This is a genomic window from Aquabacter albus (genome assembly GCF_040049275.1).
Taxonomy (GTDB): domain Bacteria; phylum Pseudomonadota; class Alphaproteobacteria; order Rhizobiales; family Xanthobacteraceae; genus Aquabacter.
This window is the reverse complement of the sequence record NZ_JBDZDT010000007.1, coordinates 175,310-193,487: the sequence shown is the minus strand read 5'-3', so window position 1 is coordinate 193,487 and position 18,178 is coordinate 175,310. Positions and strand designations below refer to the sequence as shown.

The following is an 18,178-nucleotide window of genomic DNA, read 5'->3' as shown; positions in this document are numbered from 1 at the left end:
TTGAAAGCGGCGCGGCCTATTGCGGGTGGGACGAGCGCGCCACGTGGTCGCGCAGCTCCTGGAGGGAGGCGAAGCGCAGCGTGCCGTCCGGAAGCTCCGCCTGGATGGAGCCGTCGGAATAGAGCGTATAGGCCATGCCGCCGACAATGCCCGACTTCAGCACCGAAGGCTCCGGCGCTGCGGGCGGAGCCGGGGGCTCCGGCTGCCGCGCAGGCGGCGTGAAGGCGCGGGGAGGAAGCGGGGCGGGCTCGGGCTCGTTGGCTTCCGGCGCGGGTGCATCAAGGGGCCGCATGCGGGACGTGAAGGCTTCGCCCTCCGGCGCACGTCCCAGCACCCGGCCGCGCTTCAGCGCCTCCGGCAAGGGAGCGGCTGGCTCGAAGGCCGGCGGGGCTACGGGACGCTCAGCCCCACGCGGGCGCGGGAAGGACGGAGGCGGCGGGAAGGCACGCGGCGGAGCCTCGGCCGGAAGCTCGGGCTCGATGTCCTCCTCCACCATTCCATCCTCATCCTCGACCATCAGGTCCGTCGCCCGCTCCGCAGCGGGGAAGGCCGGGGCGCGGCTGGCGGGCAGCGTGCCGACGGCGAGAACCGCGTCAAGCCGCCCCGAAAGCTCCCGCAACTCCTTCAGCACCAGCGCCACCGCGATGATGACGATGCCGCCCGAGAGGCTCACCGCGCCCGTGGCGATGAGCGTGTTGCCGAAGGAGGACACGAAAATCGCAACCCCCAGCGCCATGATCACGAGGCCCGCGAGCGCGAGCAGGAAACCGAGAGCTACCAGGAACCGCCACATCGTCTCACTCCACGCACGACCGGCGGGGCCGGTCCAGTTCAACCCAATCTCCGGTTACGTCAGAAATCGGCGCGCCCACTGTTGTCCGATCCCCGCGCCCGGCCTATCTAGGTCGCAGTTCAGGCGGCCCATTTCGATCCTGGGATGAAGCCGCCGGACTCCTCCCGGACCGAACGCGGAGACGCCTCATGTCCTTCACGCTGCCAGATCTTCCCTACTCGTATGATGCTCTTGCGCCCTACATGTCGCGCGAGACGCTCGAATATCACCACGACAAGCACCATCTCGCTTATGTCAATAATGGTAACAATCTCCTAAAGGGAACTGAATTCGAGGGAAAATCCCTGGAAGACATCGTGAAGGGCTCCTATGGCAAGAATGCTGGGCTCTTCAACAATGCCGGACAGCACTATAACCACCTCCATTTCTGGAAGTGGATGAAGCCGAATGGCGGCGGCGCCATTCCGGGCGAGCTGGAAAAGAAGATCATCGAGGACATCGGCTCGGTCGATAAGTTCAAGGAAGAATTCATCGCTGGCGGCGTCGGGCAGTTCGGCTCCGGCTGGGCGTGGCTTACGCTCAAGGACGGCAAGCTCTCCGTCACCAAGACCCCGAACGGCGAAAACCCGCTGGTCCACGGCGGCACGCCGCTGCTCGGCGTCGATGTGTGGGAGCATTCCTATTATATCGACTACCGCAACCGCCGTCCCGATTACCTGAAGGCCTTCGTCGACCATCTGGTCAATTGGGAGTATGTGGCCGAACTCTACGGCAACGCCTCCTGAAGATGGCGCCGGGCACTTTAGGCCCGCGCGTTACGTTGTTGGTTAACGCCGGATGCGAAGATCGCATCCGGCGTTTTTCTTTTTATATCAAGAGTTGGCTACAGCCTATGACTGCATTGGCATTAGCCTATACCTCTTAGGACGCTGTGGCGCGAAATGCTGCAACGCCTCTGCTGCGGCGCAATGCATATTTTTCTTGCAAAGTTCCGGGTTAACGGGAAGATAAAAAAGCTCACGGATATGTGACCAGTGGCTGCCGTTACGCTGCCGCCGGGGGGACATGTTTTGCGGGCTGATGCAGCGTGTTCGAGTTGGATCTCACAACATTATGCGTATCGCCCGTCCCTCACTGCCCGCGTCATTCGCGGACCGTTGCTCCCTCTTGGTCATTATCGTGGCCAGCATCGTCGCTGTCTTTACGTTCCACGATTACGGCCTCGGCTGGGATGACTTCACACATTCCCAGTATGGCGACCTGCTCTACCGCTATTTCGAATCCGGGCTGGTCTACCAGCGCGTGTTCTCTTTCGTAAACCTCTACTATTACGGGGGCGGGTTCGATCTGGTGGCCACCGCCATCTCCAAGATGGTGCCGGTGGACGTGTTCGACATCCGCCGCCTGCTGGGTGGCGTCGTCGGCATTGTCGGCCTGCTGATCGTGTGGCGCACCGGCCGGCGCATCGGCGGGCCGGTCTGCGGCCTCGTCTCCGTCTGCCTGCTGCTCATCTGCCCGCTTTATTACGGGCACATCTTCATGAATGCGAAGGATGCGCCCTTCGCCGTGGCCGTCGCCGCCCTCGTCTACACCATGGTGCGCGCGCTGGATGAATATCCGACGCCCTCCTGGCGCACGGTCACGCTGTTCGGCATCAGCCTTGGCCTTGCGGTGGGCACGCGCGTGCTCGGCGTCATCACGGTGGCCTATGCGGGCCTCGCCCTCATGCTCCTGGCGGGCATCGAATGGCGCCAGCTCGGCTTCCGCGCCATGGGCCTGCGCCTTGCCGGCTGCCTTGGCCTCATGGCCCTCGGCCTGCCTCTGGCCTATCTCGTGCTGGGCCTCGTCTGGCCCTGGGCAGTGGTGGACCCTCTGAACCCCGTGCGGGCGCTGGCTTATTACGCCCATTTCTGGGAAGTGCCCTGGCGCGAGCTTTATGAGGGCCGTCCCATCCTCGTGCCGGACATGCCGCGCACCTATGTGCCGACCCTGTTCGCGGTGCAGATGCCGGAACTGTTCCTCGGCCTGTCGGTGGCGGGCGTCGCCGGCGCGCTGGTGGGGGCTTTCTTCGGCAAGGGCACGGCCACCCAACGTGCGCAGCTCATGCTGATCGTGGCGGCGGCGCTGTTCCCCATCCTGCTCACCGTGGTCGAGCGCCCGGTGATGTATAACGGCATCCGCCATTTCGTCTTCATCACCCCGGCCTTCGCCATACTGGGCGGGCTGGCGGCGGCCTGGGCCTGGAGCTGGCTGTCGCAGCAGCACCGGGCGGTACGCGCAGGCGCGGCGGCGGTCTTCGCCTTCGGCCTCGCCTTGCCCACGGTAGAGTTGGCCCAGCTGCATCCCTATCAGTACACCTACTACAACCATCTGGTAGGCGGGGTGCGTGGGGCGGACGACAAGTTCATGCTCGATTACTGGGGCCTCGCCTTCAAGCAGGCCGCCGCCGAGCTGGACGAATATGTGGACGAGCACCGCCGCCAGCTGCCGCAGGGCCGCAAGTTCAAGGTGGCGGTGTGCGGCCCCCACCGCGCGGCTGCGGTGGAACTTGGCCCGCGCTACGAGACCACCTACGAGACCTCGGACGCCGACTTCGCCTTGATGCTAGGTGAATTCTACTGCGCCAACGTCCAGGCGCCGGTGATCGTGAAGGTGGAGCGCGACGGCGTCGTCTATGCCCGCGTCTACGACACCCGCGGCCGCAGCTTCCCGAGCGTGTTCGCGGTCGGGCAGTAGCCCCCGCACCGCCCCACACGACAGTCATGCCCGGGCCTGGCCCGGGCATCCACGTATCTCTCCATTGGCATCCCCCCAGCGGAGCGCCGTAAATGGCCGGGACAAGCCCGGCCATTTACGGTCGAAAGCGGCGCAGATGGCGGCCGCCTCCTTCACTTCGCCTTCAGGAACTCGCCCACTTCCAGAAGCACGAACTCGTTGTCATCCGCCTTCTGGGGCTGGCGGCCGGCGGAGTAAGGCAGGTTGTTGTCGTTGCCGACAACGATATGGGTCGGGTCCACCACCACCACGTCCTCGATGGTGAAGAAGGGGAAGTCCAGCGTGCCGCCGGACGCGCCCTGCTTGGCCTTGCCGTTGGGGTCCTTCATGGCCATCAGGTCGATATAGCCGACCTTGCGCATGGTCTGCCCCGCCGCCTCCGGCGAGAATTCCACCTTGTAGACCCGCTTGAACTGCGCCGGCTTGCTGAAGCAGGTGGGCTCCACCTTGCCGGCCGGGCAGGCCGCGGCCTTCGTGCCTTCCAGATTGTCGCGCTCGATCACCAGAGCGGTGTTCGCATCGATCATGTTGAAGTCGCCGATGGCGTTTCCGGCCACCGCGAGCGGGTACTTCCAGAAGCGGCCGGTCCACTGGCGGCTCGGAATGTCGAATTCCAGCACCCGCAGATATTCCACGCCGCCATCAGCTTCCTTCGCCCCGTCGGCCGTGCCGAGGGGGCCTTCCAGCATCGCGTAGAGCTTGGTCTTGTCGGGCGAAAGGGCCATGCCCTCGAACCCCTTGGAGCGGAACACCTCGAACGCCACCTTGCCGCCCGGCGCGCCGGGGGTGGTGACATTGGGATGGTCGGGGGAGCGGACCACCTTGCCGTCCACCTTGGTCTCATGGACGGCCTTCACCTTGCCGGTGGCGTCGGTTTCCACCAGGAACGGGCCGAACTCGTCGCCGAACCACACGGAATCGCCCGCCACCTGGATGGACTCGATGTCGAAGTCCGCGCCGGTGAGATAGCGCGTCGTCGTGCCTTCCATGGCGATGGGGAACATCACCTTCCGGTCGGGATCGCGCAGGAAGAAGGTGTCGGTGCGGGTAATGGAGCCGGCTTTGAAGTCCATGGAGATGCGGTGGAACATCAGCATGGCGTCGCTGGAATTGGCCTTCGAGCCGAACCCGTTGTCCGTGAGGATCAGGAACCGGCCGTCGCCCTCGTTGACGATGCCGGAGAAGCCCTGCACCGGCTGGCCCTTGAACGGCAGGTTGAGGCCTGTGGCGCGCGGCGCCTCCTTGTCGGACAGGACGCTGACCGCCGGCACGGAGCCGACCTGATCGTTCCGCACCCGGTTCGCGCTGGTATATTTTCCGGAGGTGGCAAGGTCGGCCGGCGCGTCGGCCGGCGTCGGAACGAACGAGGCGGCCGGAAGGGCCACATGGCCCTCGACCGTTGCCGGATAGGCGGTTCCCTGCGCCGCGGTCAGCGCCGCGCCGGAGGCTGCGACAGCTGCAGCCGCGGCGGCGGGCGCCGGCGCCACCTGCTGGGCGGACGCAGAGAATGCAAACAGAGATGTGCCGGCTAAAAGAAGGGTGGCCAGGGAAGGAAAGTGTCGCATGGCAGTCTCCAGATTTTCCCCCGCGCCGCTCTCTTGGGGCGCGGGGATGTCACTGCGGAGACGTCTTGGCGACAGTTGGATGACCCAGCGTCAGGCGAGAAAAATCCCTTTTATCCTCAGAGCCCGATAGCTGTGGACGACACGCCGGCGCGTATCACTTCCGGCCATGCAGCCTGCCTCAGATCCACCTCAGCCTGCGGAACAGCCATCCCAGGCAAAGCGCGAAGGTCACAAGAAGGAAGGAGATGAGCCAGAAGGATTCCGGATCGTCCACGCCGGGAATGCCGCCCACATTCATGCCGAACAGACCGGAGACGAAGGTGAGCGGGGCGAACACCACCGTCACCACCGCCAGCACCAGCATGGACTTGTTCATCTGCTCGGCGCGCCGATCCACCATCTGGTCGCGGATCAGCGAGGCGCGCTCACGGATGGAATCGAGCTCTTCCGTGAAGCGCGCCACGCGGTCGGAGGCGTCGCGGATGCGGGTGCGGTCCTTGGGGCCGAGCCAGGGATCGTCCTCGGTGGAGAAATGGTTCAGCGCCTCGCGCTGGGGCGCGATGTGCCGGCGCAGCTTGATGGAGACGCGGCGCAGGATGGCGAGCTTCGGCAGGAGATCCTTGGACTCCGCGGTCTCGACCCCGTCCTCAAGCTCGTCCGCCTCGTCCATGAGGGCGGAGATCACAGTGTCGAGCCGGTCCACGAGGCGCAGGCTGAGGTCGGCCACCATCTCGCCCTGGGTGCGCGGGCATCGGGCGCGCACCAGCGCGTCCACATAATCGGCAATGGCCGAGATGGGCTCGTGCTGGAGGGTGATGATGCGCCGGGCATCGACCCACATGTGCAGGCCCAGCAACTCCTCGGGCAGGGAATTGCGCTGGAGGTTCACGGCGCGCAGCACGAGGAAGGCGCTGTCATTGAACAGCGAGCAGCGCGGCCGGCTCTCATCGTCCAGCATGCCTTCGAGGATGATGCGGTCGATGCCGCTCTGGTCCCGCAGCCAGTCCTGCGAATGCTTGGGCATGGAGCGGAAATGGAGCCAGAGGAAGCCTTCCGTCGGGTCCTTGAGCGTCTGGACCTCGTCCCACGCGAGGCGCCGGCCACCGCCGTGGCCGTCGAACATCCAGGCCTCAAGCAGGCCCTCATTATGCTGGTCCGCCATCCAACCCCCCGCGATTGGTCACGCCTTCCTGCCAGAAAGCAGGCCCCTCGGAAAGCACCAAGATGCTGTTACGCAAGGGCCTCCAGGATACGCGCCCAGCTCCGCGTGCCCTTCCTGAAGCAATTGAGGTCATACTTCTCGTTGGGTGAGTGCACGCGATCGTCATCGAGCCCGAAGCCGATGAGCAGCGTGTCCACCCCGAGGATCGCCTTGAACTGCCCGACAATGGGGATGGAGCCGCCGGAGCCGATCTCCACCGGCGCCTTGCCCCATTCCTGCTCGAGGGCGGTCGCGGCCTTCGCAAGGTCCGGGCTCTCCGGAGGCACGAGCACGGCGCGCGAGCCCTCGCCGAAGGTGAGCCTGGTCTTGCAATCCGCCGGCACCCGGGCGGCGACGAAGTCGCTGAAGCCGGCCTTGACGGCTTCGGGGTCCTGGTCGGCCACGAGACGGAACGAGATCTTCGCGGTGGCGGAGGCGGGAATGATGGTCTTGCTCCCCTGCCCCGTATAACCGCCATACATGCCGTTCACCTCCGCCGTGGGGCGGGACTGGATCATCTCGATCAGCATGCGGTCCGCCTCACCCGAGGGGACCGAGAGGCCGACGGGCCCCAGAAACGCCTCGGCCGTGAAGCCCAGCGAGGCCCACTGCTTGCGCACCGCCTCGGGCGGCTCGCGCACCGCGTCGTAGAAGCCGGGAATGGTCACGCGGCCGTCCTCATCGTGCATGTCGGCGATGATGCCGGCGAGCACATGGGTCGGGTTGCGCGCGGCGCCGCCGAACAGGCCGGAATGAAGGTCCCGGTCCGCGCCCGAGATGGTGAGCTCGCAATGCACGATGCCGCGCAGCCCGGTGGTGATGGCCGGGGTGTCGCGGTCCCACATGAGGGTGTCGCAGACGAGGGCGATTTCGGCCGAAAGCTCGCCGGCATTGGCGGTGAGAAAGGCGGGAAGGCTCGGCGAACCGCACTCCTCCTCCCCTTCCAGCAGGATGGTGACATCCACCGGCAGGTGGCCGGTCACGTCGCGATGGGCGCGTAGGGCCTCCAGGAAGGTGAGGACCTGGCCCTTATCGTCGCAGGAACCCCGGCCGACGATGCGCTTATGGCCGGCGGCATCCGTCTTCAGCGCGGGCTCGAAGGGCGGCGTGTCCCACAAATCCAGCGGGTCCACGGGCTGCACGTCGTAATGGCCGTAGAACAGCACGCGCCGGGATGCGCCGGTGTCGGTGCGCCCCACCACCACGGGATGGCCTGATGTGTCGCGCACGGCGGCGGCAAAGCCGAGTTCGTTCAGGGTCGCGGCCGCCAGCTCCGCCGCACGCCGGCAGTCGGCTGCATAGGCCGGGTCGGTGGAGATGCTGGGAATGCGCAGGAACGCGAACAGCCGTTCGAGGCTCTGGTCGAGCTGCCCATCCACCCGGTCCAAGACGTCGTCCAGCGCAGCCATGCTTCCCCCGATGGGTCGTTTGCGTGGGCGCCATGGGGGGCCAGGACAGTGCGGGCGTCAAGTGCGGGGCCGCGCTTCCGGACGGGTTTGTCCCGGACACGTGGCGCCGCAGGCTGAGCGCGGGCCTGAGGCCCGGCACAAGATTTCGGAGGGGCTGGCAACCCGCGACCAGCGCAAAGCATCTCCGCCGCGAAAGCGCGGGAGATGGGGCGAAGCGCCGTCGGCGGTCCCTTGCGCTGGGTCCCGGATCAGCGTTCGAGCTGCGCTCTCACGTATCCCGCACAAGGATTTTCAGCTGATGCGGCTCAGTTCGCCGCAGCAGTGGTCCCGGTGACCGCGCTGCTGAGGGGCGCATCAACCGTTGGGCGCTGCAAGCGGCGCGCGCGCTGCAGAACCGAGCCGATGCGCCGGTAGAGGAGGCGCGGCAGGAGCGGCATGCCCACCGCCGCGTCATAGCCGCAACGGCCCGCCGTGCGGGCCAAGGCATGCGGCGATCCATCCGCCACGACCACGGCGGGGATGGCATCCCCGGTATCCTTGAAGGGGTGGTCGGGCACGTCATCCAGGGTGCTCGCCTGGACCACCACCACGTCAAACGTGCGCGGCAGATCGCGGGCTTCGGTGACCGAGGCGACTTCCGTTACGGTGCCGACCCCAAGAGCGGTGAGACCCAGGCGGGTCGTCTGGCGCCGATCCATGTCGGCATCGATGATGAGAATGCGGGCAGTAGGCAACACCTTCATGGGGCGCTCCTGTTAGGAAGCGGCTCCGGCCTTTAATCGACCGGGCCGCTGGTTGAGCGACTCCGGCCGAACGTAATCCCCGCAATACGTCCGACTCGACTTTAGGATACAAAGAACCCTACTGCGAAGCAACCGCTACCGGGGTCCGGTCATTTTCAGCCTCGGCGTTTTCGCTATTTGCGCATGCCGCCCAGGATGCCCCGCAGGATCGCCCGCGTCAGCTGGGTGGTCACCTGGGAGGCCACCGAGCGGGCGACCTGACGCACCACGACCTCCGTCGTCGACATGCGGGTAGAGGCCCGCGGCTGGGGCGCGGCCCGCTCGCGCGGCGCCGTGGGCTGAGGCGCCGGCGCGTGCTCCTTCCCCGTGGTCGGGACGGAAGTGGACCGGCCTCGGCCGGGGGTTGGGGCCGGCGTGGGTGCGGACCACGGGCCGGAAGGCGCTGGCGCCTCCGTGGCGCGCTCCGCCCGGCCGCGCAGGATCTCGAAGGCCGATTCCCGGTCCACGGTCCTGTCATAGACCCGCCCCAGCACACTGGCTGAGAGGATCGCCTTGCGCTCCTCCGGCGAGATCGGTCCGACGCGGGCGGCGGGCGGGGCGATGAGCGTGCGCTCCACCATGGAGGGAGTGCCGTTGCCCTCCAGCATGGAGACCAGCGCCTCGCCCTTGCCCAGCGCCGTGATGACGGAAGCCGTGTCGAGGGTGGGATTGGGCCGGAAGGTTTCCGCCGCCGCCTTCACTGCCTTCTGGTCGCGCGGGGTGAAGGCGCGCAGCGCGTGCTGCACCCGGTTGCCGAGCTGGGCGAGCACCTTGTCCGGCACGTCGAGCGGGTTCTGGGTGACGAAATAGACGCCCACCCCCTTGGATCGGATGAGGCGCACCACCTGCTCCACCTTGTCCAGGAGCACCTTGGGCGCATCGTCGAACAAGAGATGCGCCTCGTCGAAGAAGAAGACCAGCTTCGGCTTGTCCACGTCGCCCACCTCGGGCAGTTCCTCGAACAGCTCGGACAGCAGCCAGAGGAGGAAGCAGGCATAAAGGCGCGGCGCGCCCATGAGCTTGTCGGCGGCGAGGATGTTGATGACCCCGTAGCCGGAGCGGTCCACCTGCATCAGATCTTTGATGTTCAGCGCCGGCTCGCCGAAGAAGGCGTCACCCCCCTGGTTCTCCAGCACCAGCACCTGCCGCTGGATGGCGCCAACGGTGACGGCGGAGACGTTGCCATATTCCGTGGTGAGGGTGGAGGCGTTCTCGGCCACCCAGCTCATCATGGCCCTGAGGTCCTTCAGGTCCAGCAGGAGCAGGCCCTGTTCGTCGGCGACCCGGAAGGCGATGTTGAGGACGCCTTCCTGGGTCTCGTTCAGCCCCATGAGGCGCGCCAGCAGCAGCGGCCCCATCTCGGACACCGTGGCGCGGATGGGATGGCCCTGCTCGCCGAACAAATCCCAGAAAGCCACGGGAAACTGGTCCGGCGTATAGGTGGCACCGATCTCCTGGGCGCGCTTCACCAGGAAGTCCTTAGGCTCGCCCCTGGCGGCGATGCCGGAGAGGTCACCTTTGATATCAGCCGCGAACACCGGCACGCCGGCGCGGGAGAAGCCTTCCGCCATCACCTGGAGCGTCACCGTCTTGCCGGTGCCGGTGGCGCCGGTGACGAGGCCGTGGCGGTTGGCGAGGCGCAAGGAGAGGAACTCATCCTTGAAGCCCGGCTGCGCGAGCGCTCCCTTGGCCTTGGCGCCCTTGGCCGGCGCACTGGAAAAGCTGCGCCCGAGGAGTATTTTGCCCTCTGTCTCCGTCATCGACATGCCGACCTCCCCTCTTGCATCTGCGGCCCTTTTTCGCGCACCCGCGCGGCGGCAACAAGGGGCACTCTTCTCCCCGGAGGGGGCGCGGCGGCCTGCGTGCGGCATCCTCCGCCCTTGCCTCCCGGGCGGGGCGCGGTCAATATCCCGGCCCAGCCCAGCGGGAGGTGCGCATGGACGAGTTGATTGCTCGACTCAAGGAAAAGGTCGGCGTCAGCGAGGCCGCAGCGAACCGCGCCGTGGAAGTGGTGATCGAATTCCTCTCCCATGAAGCGCCCGCGGACGCCATGGCGGAACTCTCCAATACCATCCCCGGCATTGCCGATTTGCTCGCGCGCCTTCCTGCCGAAACCACCCTGCCCGCCTCAACGCGCCATTTCGGCGGCATGGCGCGGCTGATGGAGGTGGCGGACCGCATGATGGCGGCCGGCATGACCATGCCCCAGGTGCAGCAGGCGACGCACGAAGTGGTGTGCTTCGCCCGCGAGAAGGCGGGGGAGGACGTGGTGAACCGCATCGTCGTCGCCATTCCCGGCCTCCGGCAGGTGGCGTGAGGCCCCCACGATGAACCCTGGCGCCGTGCCGGCGCGGGTGATCGAGGCATGCGGGCGGAGGCTCCCTCTGGGGCCGCGCACCCTCATTATGGGCATCCTCAACATAACCCCCGATTCCTTCTCTGATGGCGGCCTCAATGCCGCGCCTGAGGACGCGGTCTCCAATGGCCGCCGCATGGCGCGCGAGGGCGCGGACATTCTGGATGTTGGCGGCGAATCGACCCGGCCGGGCCACGCCCCCGTCCCGGCGGAAGAGGAATGGGCCCGCGTCGCGCCCGTCCTCAAGGCGCTGGCGCGGGAGGACATGCCGCCCGTCTCCATCGACACCTGGAAGGCGGACGTGGCCCGCCGCGCCCTTAAGGCCGGGGCGGTGATCGTCAACGATGTCTGGGGTTTTTCCCGCGATGCCGACATGGCCCACGTGGTGGCCGACAGCGATGCGGCGGCGGTGGTGATGCACAATCGCGAGGCCATCGACGGCACGCTCGACATCGTCGCCGACATGCTCGCTTTCTTCGAGCGCGCTTTGGAGCGCGCCGAGAAGGCCGGCGTGAAGCGGGACCGCATCGTGCTCGATCCCGGCATCGGCTTCGGCAAGACCTTCGAGCAGAACCTGTCCGCGCTGCGGCACCTGCCGGCGCTGCGCGCCCTGGGGCAGCCGCTGCTGCTCGGCACCTCGCGCAAATCCTTCATCGGCAAGGTGATCGAAACGACGACGGAAGAGCGCCTGCCGGGCACCCTCGCCTCCAACGCCATCGGCATAATGGCGGGGGTGGAGATCATCCGCGTGCACGACGTGGCGGCCCATGTGCAGGCCGCGCGGGTGGCGGAAGCAATCCGCGACGCCAGATGAACGAACGGGCCTATCTCTGCCTCGGCGCCAATCTGGGCGAACCGCGCGAGACGCTGCACCGCGCCGCCGGCCTGCTGGAGCAGGCGGGCCTCACTATTAGCCGGCGCTCCGCCTTCTACCGCACGCCGCCCTGGGGGCCGGTGCCCCAGCCGGACTATGTGAACCAGGTGCTGGAAGTGTTCAGCCCGCTCCGCCCCCGCGACCTCCTCGTCCTCGCGCTCAAGGTGGAGCGCCTCCTCGGCCGCGACCGGGCGCGGGAGGAGCGCTACGGCCCGCGCTGCATCGATATCGATATCCTGCTGTTCGGCGAGGAGAGCGTTTCGGAGGCGGATCTGGTCCTCCCCCACCCCCGCCTTCTGGAACGGGCCTTCGCCTTGGTGCCGCTCACCGAGATCGCGCCGGACATCGTGGTTGCGGGCGTAAAAGCCGTGGCCGCGCTCGAAAGGCTCGACCGCTCCGGCATCGAGCGCCTGCCATAGAAAAAGGCGCCCCGCGGTACGGGGCGCCTCTCTCTTGCACGAAGGAGATGGAGCTAAGGAAAGCTCCGTTGCTCCTCACATGCGCTTCACGTTCTCGGACCAGGTATTGACCTGCCTGGCCACCTCGTCCTTGGCAAGACCATAGCGCTCCTGGAGCTTACCCTCCAGAATTTCGCGATTTCCATTGATCTGCGTGATATCATCATCGGTAAGCTTGCCCCACTGAGTCTTGACGTTACCCGTGAGCTGCTTCCAATTTCCTTCGATACGATCCCAATTCATGACCTTGTCTCCTGCCGCGGGGAGGGAATTACATGGGATAAACGCCGCCTGCACGAACGGGTTCCGTCTCGCCGCCAGCGTTGAGCGCAATGCGGGAACGCGCCATCCTTGGCGATGCGCCGAGTCGGCGCGCGGGCGAGCGGAGGGGGCATGACGCGGCCGGCCGGGACGGGAGACGACTTGGCTCTGGCCGAGAAGCTCGTACGCGGCGAGCGCGCGGCGCTGGCGCGCGCCATCACCCTCATCGAATCCCGCCGCCCCGACCATCGCCGCCGGGCGGAAGCGCTGCTCCAGGGCCTGCTGCCACGCACGGGCGGCGCCTATCGCGTGGGCATCACCGGCGTGCCGGGCGTGGGCAAATCCACCACCATCGATGCGCTCGGCACCTATCTCACGGGCAACGGCCACAAGGTGGCGGTGCTGGCGGTGGACCCCTCCTCCACCCGCACCGGCGGCTCCATCCTCGGCGACAAGACGCGCATGCAGCGCCTGTCCGTGGACCCCGCCGCCTTCGTGCGCCCCTCCCCCTCCGGCGGCACCCTGGGCGGCACCGCCGCGAAGACCCGCGAGACCATGCTTTTGTGCGAGGCTGCCGGCTTCGATGTGGTGCTGGTGGAGACCGTAGGGGTGGGCCAGTCCGAGACCGCAGTGGCGGACCTCACCGACACCTTTCTCGTCCTCATGCTCCCCGGTGCCGGCGACGAGCTGCAAGGCATCAAGAAGGGCGTGCTTGAACTGGCCGACATCGTCGCCGTGAACAAGGCGGACGGCGACAACCTGCCCCGCGCCCGCGCGGCGGCTGGGGAATATCGCGCGGCCCTCCATCTGCTGGGCGCGCGGGCGGCCCATTGGTCGCCGCCGGTGCTCATCTATTCCGGCCTGACCGGCCAGGGCATCCCTGAGCTTTGGGCGGAGGTGGAGACCCACCGCGTCCGCTGCGAGGCGGCCGGCGCCTTTGCCGCCACCCGCCGCACCCAACAGGTGCACTGGATGTGGACCCTCATCCAGGAGCGCCTCGGCGAGCGGGTGCGCACCGACGCCGCCATTAAGGCGCGCCTGCCGGAACTGGAGCGTCAGGTGTCCGACGGCACGCTCGCCCCCACCCTTGCGGCCAATGAAATCGCCGCCATGCTGGGCCTATGAGCAGCGGCCGTCCCCTGAAAATCCTCATCACCGGCTTCGGCCCCTTCCCCGGCGTGCCCCGCAATCCCGCAGGCGAGGCCGCCCGCCTTCTCGGCGCCCTGCGCCGCCCGGCGCTCGCCGGCATGGTGCGCGAGGTCATGCTGCTGCCGACGGAATGGCGCGCGCTCGCCGATCTCGACGCCCGCATCGCCACGTTCGCGCCGGATGCCGTGCTGCTGCTGGGCGTCGCCCCTCGCCGCCGGCGCGTGGATGTGGAGGTGCGCGCCGTCAATTGCGCGCGCGGCGCCGACGCCGCCCGCCGCCGCGTACCCGGCCGTAAGCTTTCGGCCCAGGGCCGGGAGATGCTTGCGACCCGCGCCGCCCCCACCTCCCTCGTCCATGCCCTTGAAGCCGCTGGCCTGAAGGCGGGCCGCTCGCGCGATGCCGGCCGCTATCTCTGCAACGGCGCCTATTACACCGCCCTCGCCCGCCTCGCGGACACCGACACGCCCGCAATCTTCGTGCATCTGCCCGGCAAGGGACCCGTGGCACGCGCGGACAGGCGGCGGCTGGTCTTCGCTCTGTCCCAGCTTCTGCTCGCCTTGGCGCGCCCGGCTCAGGGCGGGCCGATCATGCGCCCATAAAAATCCGCCACCGCGCGATCGAAGCGCGCGGGGCCGAACACGGCCTCCGCCCGCGCCCGCCCCGCTTCTCCCATGCGCACGAGGAGTTCGGGATCGTTCGCGAGGGTGAGCAGCGCCTTCGCCAGGGCGTCCGGGTCCTGCAACGGCACGAGGAAGCCAGTCACCCCATCGACGATGGCTTCCGGGATGCCGTTCACTGCGGTGGCGACCACCGCCTTTCCCGCCCCCATGGCCTCCAGGATGACCAGGGGAAAGCCCTCCTTGTGGGTGGCGAGCACCATGGCGTCGATGGCGCCCAGGAAGCGGGCCATGTCCGCCTCGAAACCGGCGAAATGCATCCTCTCGCGCGTCCCGGTCTCATCCATGAGGACGGACAGGCCCGCGAAATGCTTGCGGTGGAGCGGGTTGACCTCATGATCCCCCACGAGGAGGACGTGGAGGTCCGGCCGCTGCGGGGCGGCGATGGCCATGGCGCGGATGAGCGTCGTATGGTCCTTCTGGTCGGCCACCCGCGCCGCCATGCCGAACACGATAGCGTCCTGCGGCAGGCCATAATGCGCGCGCGCCTCGGGCGCCGGGATGAGCGTGCCGGGCAGGATGGCGGCGTCATAGAGGATCTCGGTGCGCTCGGGCGGCAGGTGGAACCCCTGCCCCAGCACCGCCCCCTCGGAGGTGAGGAGGAAGCGCTGCACCGCCTTCAGCACTAGCCGCTCGAAGGGTGTGACGTCGCCATGCTCGTTGCGCACGTGGCAGACCGTGCAGATGCCGGCGAGCCGGCTCGCCCAGGCGGTGTAATAGGCGCCCAGAATATCGGCCGAATGCACGAGGGCGATGTGGCGGCGGCGGAAATCCGCCGCCAGCGCCGCCACATTGCGCAGGTATGGCAGCGGATTGCGCCAGCTCGCATAGACTTGGTCGTACCAGACGGTTTCGAAGCCGTGCTTGGCCGCGAGCGCGAGGAAGGCTTCGGGATCGGGGTCCTTGATGCGCGGCAGGTAGAAGAGGTTCTCATAGCCGGCACGCCGCGCGGCCTCGGCGACGCGCAGCGTGGCCAGCTCCGTTCCCGCCATGCCTGCCCATGGCAGAATATGCGCGATCCGCTTCATCCCCGTCCCCCCGCTCGCCTCCGTTCTAGGGGCTTTCCCTTCGATGCGGGAGCGTGCGGACCTGCGGAGAGCGAACATTTTTCCATTGGCGCCGCGGAACGGCCCCGCTATACGGACCCTCCGCGCGGGCGTGGCGGAACTGGTAGACGCGCCGGACTCAAAATCCGGTTCTGGTGACAGAGTGTCGGTTCGATTCCGACCGCCCGCACCATCCTCTCCTTACAGATCTGGCTGAACGACGTCGGCGCGGCTCTACTCTCCGCCGCACGGCTCCACCGTGCGCGCCAGCAGCGCCGCGAGCTGCGAGCGCTGGTCCAGAAGATCGGCGACGGCATAGCGATCAAGCACGCCGAGGAAAGCCTGGATCGCTTCTGCGAAAACGCCGGTCAACCCGCACGCCGGCGCGATGGGGCAATGGGCGCAATCCGCGACCATGAAGCCGGCTTCCGTGTGCCGGACCAGCCGGCCGACATTGATCTCAGTGGCGGGACGCGCGAGCCGGATGCCGCCGGCCCGTCCCCGGATCGTCTCGACAAACCCCGCCTGTCCGAGATCCTGCACGACCTTCATGAGGTTGTTCTGCGAGATGTCATAGGCCCGCGCGATCTCGGCGATCGACACCAGCCGACCCTCGTTCACGCCCAGGTGGATCATCACCCGCAGCGCATAATCCGTGTAGCGGGTTAGCCTCACGCTCGCTCCATCTGCCGCGACTTTAAGATGCATCTGTATTGCATGTTTTCCGCCGATCCAATAGATGCATGTCGTACGCATGATTTTGGGGGCGACAGCGGTGGAGACGGAAGCGACAGCCATCGACGAGGCGGAAATCCCCCATCTGTTGCGCGCCTTCTATGCGCGTGTCCGCAGCGATCCCCTGCTCGGCCCCGTATTCAACGACGCGGTGGAAGATTGGGACGATCACCTCAGGCGGATCGGGGATTTTTGGTCGTCCGTGATGTTCGCGAGCGGCCGCTACAAGGGAAATCCGGTCGCCATGCACCTGCTGCATGCGGACCGCATCACTCCGGCCATGTTCGATCGGTGGCTCGCGCTATGGGCGGCAACGACCGACGAATTGCTCTCTCCCGCCGCCGCAGAAGCCATTCAGGCCAAGGCTTTGAGGATTGCCGAGAGCCTGAAGGCCGTCATCCATTTCACCCCCGCACGCTGAGCGCGCGCCGCCGGCACTGCAATCAATGTCCAACCCTGGAGCCTACATGACCCGGCCTCTGTCCCCGCAGACGATCGCCATCGTCAAAGCCACCGTTCCGGCGCTGGCCGTCCACGGCTCGACCATCACGCGCGTCATGTATGGGCGCCTCTTCAAGGACGAGCACATCCGCGCCCTCTTCAATCACAGCAACCAGGGCGAAGGCGGTGCGCAGGTCCACGCGCTGGCGGCGGCGATCCTCGGCTATGCGCAGAATATCGACAATCTCGGCGCCCTCGCGCCCACGGTCGAGCGCATCGCGCACAAGCATATCGGCTATCATATCCTGCCCGAGCACTATCCGTTCGTGGCAACGGCACTGCTGGGCGCCATCAAGGAAGTGCTCGGCGAGGCGGCCTCCGACGAGGTGCTGAACGCCTGGGGCGAGGCCTACTGGTTCCTTGCCGACATCCTCAAGGCCCGCGAAGCCGTCATCCGCTCCAAGATCGAGGCGGTCACGGGCGGGTGGAACGGCTGGCGTGCCTTCAAGGTCGCCGAGAAGCGGCGCGAGAGCGAGATCATCACGTCCTTCATCCTGCGGCCGACCGATGGTCGCCCCGTGCTGCGGCACAGGCCCGGCCAGTATCTGACGTTCCGGCTCGGCGCCGCGGGCGAGCCCGCCATGAAGCGCAATTATTCGATTTCCTGCGCGCCGAACGATGACCATTACCGCATTTCGGTGAAGCGCGAGGCCAATGGCCAGGGCGGCTCGCGCTATCTGCACGACACCATCCAGCTGGGCGATATCCTGGAGGTCACCCCTCCCGCCGGCGATTTCTTCCTCGGCGACACGCTCCAGCGCCCCGTGGTGCTGCTGTCGGGCGGCGTGGGGCTGACGCCCATGGTCAGCATGGTGGAGACCATCGCGGCGGCCCATCCGGGGCTGGAGGCGCACTATGTCCATGGCACCATGAGCAGCGCGACCCACGCCATGGACGCGCATGTCCGTTCCCTCGCCAGGGCACATGGCGGCATCTCGGTCTCAACCTTCTACAGCGAGCCGGCGCCCCATGACGCCCTTGGTCAGAGCCATGACGTGAGCGGCATGATCACCATGGACTGGCTGAAGGCGAATACGCCGCTGGACGAAGCCGACATCTATCTGTGTGGGCCGAAACCCTTCCTCAGGGCGTTCGTCAGCGGCCTCTCGCAGGCAGGCGTCTTGTCGGATCGGATTCACTACGAGTTCTTCGGCCCGGCTGACGAATTGCTCGCTGCCTGACCTTGGCCATCAAAACGGCGGCTCCTGGCGAATCAAATGAAGATCCGCCAGGAGCCACAGGTAGATAGTATAATTATACCTTCATAAAGACGGCCATTGCCCGCTTCCGGCAGCATTCTCGGACCGCGCAGCGGGAGACAGGGCGTTCCCGTGCTTTCTGTATTCATCCAGGATCTCGAGTTTCAGCGAGGCTGACCTGGAAGCATAAGCTTTGGCATAAAGAAAATGTAACAAAACCCGAAAGTCAGTGGGCACGGTGCGGAACTGACTTGTTGAGGATGCGACATTCCCGCCTGCTGCATTTGCATTGACGCGCGGCCGCAACTACCCATCACAAAACGTTCATTGAAGCGATGCGCGTCTTTTGCTCTTAATAAATCCGTGCTACCCAAAAAGGTATAATTTGCTGGATTGC

Annotated in this window: 18 protein-coding genes and 1 tRNA gene; 10 read left to right on the top strand and 9 right to left on the bottom strand. The window is 66.7% G+C overall.

Annotation, left to right across the window (positions count from 1 at the left end; translation table 11 throughout):
- Positions 1-16: 16 nt before the first annotated feature.
- Positions 17-793, bottom strand: coding sequence for a hypothetical protein (locus tag ABLE91_RS18940; RefSeq protein ID WP_348933330.1), 777 nt, complete (start codon positions 791-793; stop codon positions 17-19).
- Positions 794-981: 188 nt separating this feature from the next.
- On the opposite strand from ABLE91_RS18940, the gene ABLE91_RS18935 reads away from it, so the two are divergent.
- Together ABLE91_RS18935 and ABLE91_RS18930 are read left to right on the top strand one after the other, a co-directional pair.
- Entirely contained in the window at positions 982-1,578 is a 597-nt protein-coding gene (locus tag ABLE91_RS18935; RefSeq protein ID WP_348933328.1) for a superoxide dismutase, read from the top strand.
- A 394-nt stretch (positions 1,579-1,972) separates the two neighbouring features.
- A complete protein-coding gene (locus tag ABLE91_RS18930) occupies positions 1,973-3,529 on the top strand; it encodes an ArnT family glycosyltransferase (protein ID WP_348933326.1) in 1,557 nt (518 codons plus the stop codon).
- 152 nt (positions 3,530-3,681) lie between these two features.
- Here ABLE91_RS18930 and ABLE91_RS18925 read toward each other — a convergent pair whose 3' ends face one another.
- The 5 genes from ABLE91_RS18925 to ABLE91_RS18905 all read right to left on the bottom strand — a co-directional run bounded on the left by ABLE91_RS18925 (position 3,682) and on the right by ABLE91_RS18905 (position 10,285).
- Positions 3,682-5,133 (bottom strand): esterase-like activity of phytase family protein, encoded by a 1,452-nt coding sequence (locus ABLE91_RS18925; protein ID WP_348933324.1) that lies wholly within the window; start codon positions 5,131-5,133, stop codon positions 3,682-3,684.
- Positions 5,134-5,311: 178 nt separating this feature from the next.
- A complete protein-coding gene (locus tag ABLE91_RS18920; RefSeq protein ID WP_348933322.1) occupies positions 5,312-6,295 on the bottom strand; it encodes a zinc transporter ZntB in 984 nt (327 codons plus the stop codon).
- Between the two features lie 68 nt (positions 6,296-6,363).
- Positions 6,364-7,743, bottom strand: coding sequence for a M20/M25/M40 family metallo-hydrolase (locus ABLE91_RS18915; RefSeq protein ID WP_348933320.1), 1,380 nt, complete (start codon positions 7,741-7,743; stop codon positions 6,364-6,366).
- Between the two features lie 305 nt (positions 7,744-8,048).
- Positions 8,049-8,486 (bottom strand): ANTAR domain-containing protein, encoded by a 438-nt coding sequence (locus ABLE91_RS18910; protein WP_348933318.1) that lies wholly within the window; start codon positions 8,484-8,486, stop codon positions 8,049-8,051.
- A gap of 173 nt (positions 8,487-8,659) precedes the next feature.
- Positions 8,660-10,285, bottom strand: coding sequence for a helicase HerA-like domain-containing protein (locus ABLE91_RS18905; RefSeq protein ID WP_348933750.1), 1,626 nt, complete (start codon positions 10,283-10,285; stop codon positions 8,660-8,662).
- 176 nt (positions 10,286-10,461) lie between these two features.
- Here ABLE91_RS18905 and ABLE91_RS18900 point away from each other — a divergent pair, with 176 nt between their 5' ends.
- Genes ABLE91_RS18900 through folK form a run of 3 tightly spaced genes read left to right on the top strand, consistent with a single transcriptional unit; the run spans position 10,462 to position 12,174 of the window.
- The gene (locus tag ABLE91_RS18900) at positions 10,462-10,842 is read left to right on the top strand and encodes a hypothetical protein (RefSeq protein WP_348933316.1); all 381 of its coding nucleotides are present in this window, start codon (positions 10,462-10,464) and stop codon (positions 10,840-10,842) included.
- Positions 10,843-10,852: 10 nt separating this feature from the next.
- On the top strand, positions 10,853-11,695 hold the full coding sequence (gene folP, locus ABLE91_RS18895; protein WP_348933314.1) for a dihydropteroate synthase: 843 nt from the start codon (positions 10,853-10,855) through the stop codon (positions 11,693-11,695).
- Positions 11,692-12,174 (top strand): 2-amino-4-hydroxy-6-hydroxymethyldihydropteridine diphosphokinase, encoded by a 483-nt coding sequence (gene folK / locus ABLE91_RS18890; RefSeq protein ID WP_348933313.1) that lies wholly within the window; start codon positions 11,692-11,694, stop codon positions 12,172-12,174. The genes folP and folK overlap by 4 nt, the downstream gene beginning before the upstream one ends.
- A gap of 75 nt (positions 12,175-12,249) precedes the next feature.
- On the opposite strand, the gene ABLE91_RS18885 is transcribed toward folK, so the two are convergent.
- Positions 12,250-12,456 carry a CsbD family protein gene (locus ABLE91_RS18885; RefSeq protein ID WP_348933311.1) on the bottom strand — a complete coding sequence of 69 codons (207 nt, stop codon included), beginning with the start codon at positions 12,454-12,456 and terminating at the stop codon, positions 12,250-12,252.
- 150 nt (positions 12,457-12,606) lie between these two features.
- On the opposite strand from ABLE91_RS18885, the gene meaB reads away from it, so the two are divergent.
- Complete coding sequence (gene meaB, locus ABLE91_RS18880) at positions 12,607-13,599, top strand: methylmalonyl Co-A mutase-associated GTPase MeaB (RefSeq protein ID WP_348933309.1); 993 nt, start codon at positions 12,607-12,609, stop codon at positions 13,597-13,599.
- Positions 13,596-14,222, top strand: coding sequence for a pyroglutamyl-peptidase I family protein (locus ABLE91_RS18875; RefSeq protein ID WP_348933307.1), 627 nt, complete (start codon positions 13,596-13,598; stop codon positions 14,220-14,222). The genes meaB and ABLE91_RS18875 overlap by 4 nt, the downstream gene beginning before the upstream one ends.
- Here ABLE91_RS18875 and ABLE91_RS18870 read toward each other — a convergent pair.
- Positions 14,195-15,328: a glycosyltransferase gene (locus tag ABLE91_RS18870; protein WP_348933305.1), complete on the bottom strand. Its 1,134-nt coding sequence runs from the start codon at positions 15,326-15,328 to the stop codon at positions 14,195-14,197. The genes ABLE91_RS18875 and ABLE91_RS18870 overlap by 28 nt on opposite strands.
- Positions 15,329-15,452: 124 nt before the next feature.
- On the opposite strand from ABLE91_RS18870, the gene ABLE91_RS18865 reads away from it, so the two are divergent.
- Positions 15,453-15,539: transfer RNA gene (locus ABLE91_RS18865), tRNA-Leu, on the top strand.
- A gap of 41 nt (positions 15,540-15,580) precedes the next feature.
- Here ABLE91_RS18865 and ABLE91_RS18860 read toward each other — a convergent pair.
- Positions 15,581-16,021 (bottom strand): Rrf2 family transcriptional regulator, encoded by a 441-nt coding sequence (locus tag ABLE91_RS18860; RefSeq protein ID WP_348933303.1) that lies wholly within the window; start codon positions 16,019-16,021, stop codon positions 15,581-15,583.
- A 64-nt stretch (positions 16,022-16,085) separates the two neighbouring features.
- Here ABLE91_RS18860 and ABLE91_RS18855 point away from each other — a divergent pair, with 64 nt between their 5' ends.
- Positions 16,086-16,502, top strand: a complete 417-nt coding sequence (locus ABLE91_RS18855) for a group III truncated hemoglobin (RefSeq protein ID WP_348933301.1) — start codon at positions 16,086-16,088, stop codon at positions 16,500-16,502.
- Between the two features lie 46 nt (positions 16,503-16,548).
- Positions 16,549-17,763, top strand: a complete 1,215-nt coding sequence (gene hmpA / locus ABLE91_RS18850; protein ID WP_348933300.1) for an NO-inducible flavohemoprotein — start codon at positions 16,549-16,551, stop codon at positions 17,761-17,763.
- The last annotated feature ends 415 nt before the right edge of the window (positions 17,764-18,178 follow it).

Coding starts and splice junctions, on each gene's coding strand:
- folP (WP_348933314.1), top strand. CDS start 10,853: ATGAACCCTGGCGCCGTGCCGGCGCGGGTGATCGAGGCATGCGGGCGG.
- ABLE91_RS18875 (WP_348933307.1), top strand. CDS start 13,596: ATGAGCAGCGGCCGTCCCCTGAAAATCCTCATCACCGGCTTCGGCCCC.
- ABLE91_RS18925 (WP_348933324.1), bottom strand. CDS start 5,133: ATGCGACACTTTCCTTCCCTGGCCACCCTTCTTTTAGCCGGCACATCT.
- ABLE91_RS18935 (WP_348933328.1), top strand. CDS start 982: ATGTCCTTCACGCTGCCAGATCTTCCCTACTCGTATGATGCTCTTGCG.
- ABLE91_RS18920 (WP_348933322.1), bottom strand. CDS start 6,295: ATGGCGGACCAGCATAATGAGGGCCTGCTTGAGGCCTGGATGTTCGAC.
- ABLE91_RS18940 (WP_348933330.1), bottom strand. CDS start 793: ATGTGGCGGTTCCTGGTAGCTCTCGGTTTCCTGCTCGCGCTCGCGGGC.
- ABLE91_RS18885 (WP_348933311.1), bottom strand. CDS start 12,456: ATGAATTGGGATCGTATCGAAGGAAATTGGAAGCAGCTCACGGGTAAC.
- ABLE91_RS18905 (WP_348933750.1), bottom strand. CDS start 10,285: ATGACGGAGACAGAGGGCAAAATACTCCTCGGGCGCAGCTTTTCCAGT.
- folK (WP_348933313.1), top strand. CDS start 11,692: ATGAACGAACGGGCCTATCTCTGCCTCGGCGCCAATCTGGGCGAACCG.
- ABLE91_RS18900 (WP_348933316.1), top strand. CDS start 10,462: ATGGACGAGTTGATTGCTCGACTCAAGGAAAAGGTCGGCGTCAGCGAG.
- meaB (WP_348933309.1), top strand. CDS start 12,607: ATGACGCGGCCGGCCGGGACGGGAGACGACTTGGCTCTGGCCGAGAAG.
- hmpA (WP_348933300.1), top strand. CDS start 16,549: ATGACCCGGCCTCTGTCCCCGCAGACGATCGCCATCGTCAAAGCCACC.
- ABLE91_RS18855 (WP_348933301.1), top strand. CDS start 16,086: ATGCATGTCGTACGCATGATTTTGGGGGCGACAGCGGTGGAGACGGAA.
- ABLE91_RS18910 (WP_348933318.1), bottom strand. CDS start 8,486: ATGAAGGTGTTGCCTACTGCCCGCATTCTCATCATCGATGCCGACATG.
- ABLE91_RS18870 (WP_348933305.1), bottom strand. CDS start 15,328: ATGAAGCGGATCGCGCATATTCTGCCATGGGCAGGCATGGCGGGAACG.
- ABLE91_RS18915 (WP_348933320.1), bottom strand. CDS start 7,743: ATGGCTGCGCTGGACGACGTCTTGGACCGGGTGGATGGGCAGCTCGAC.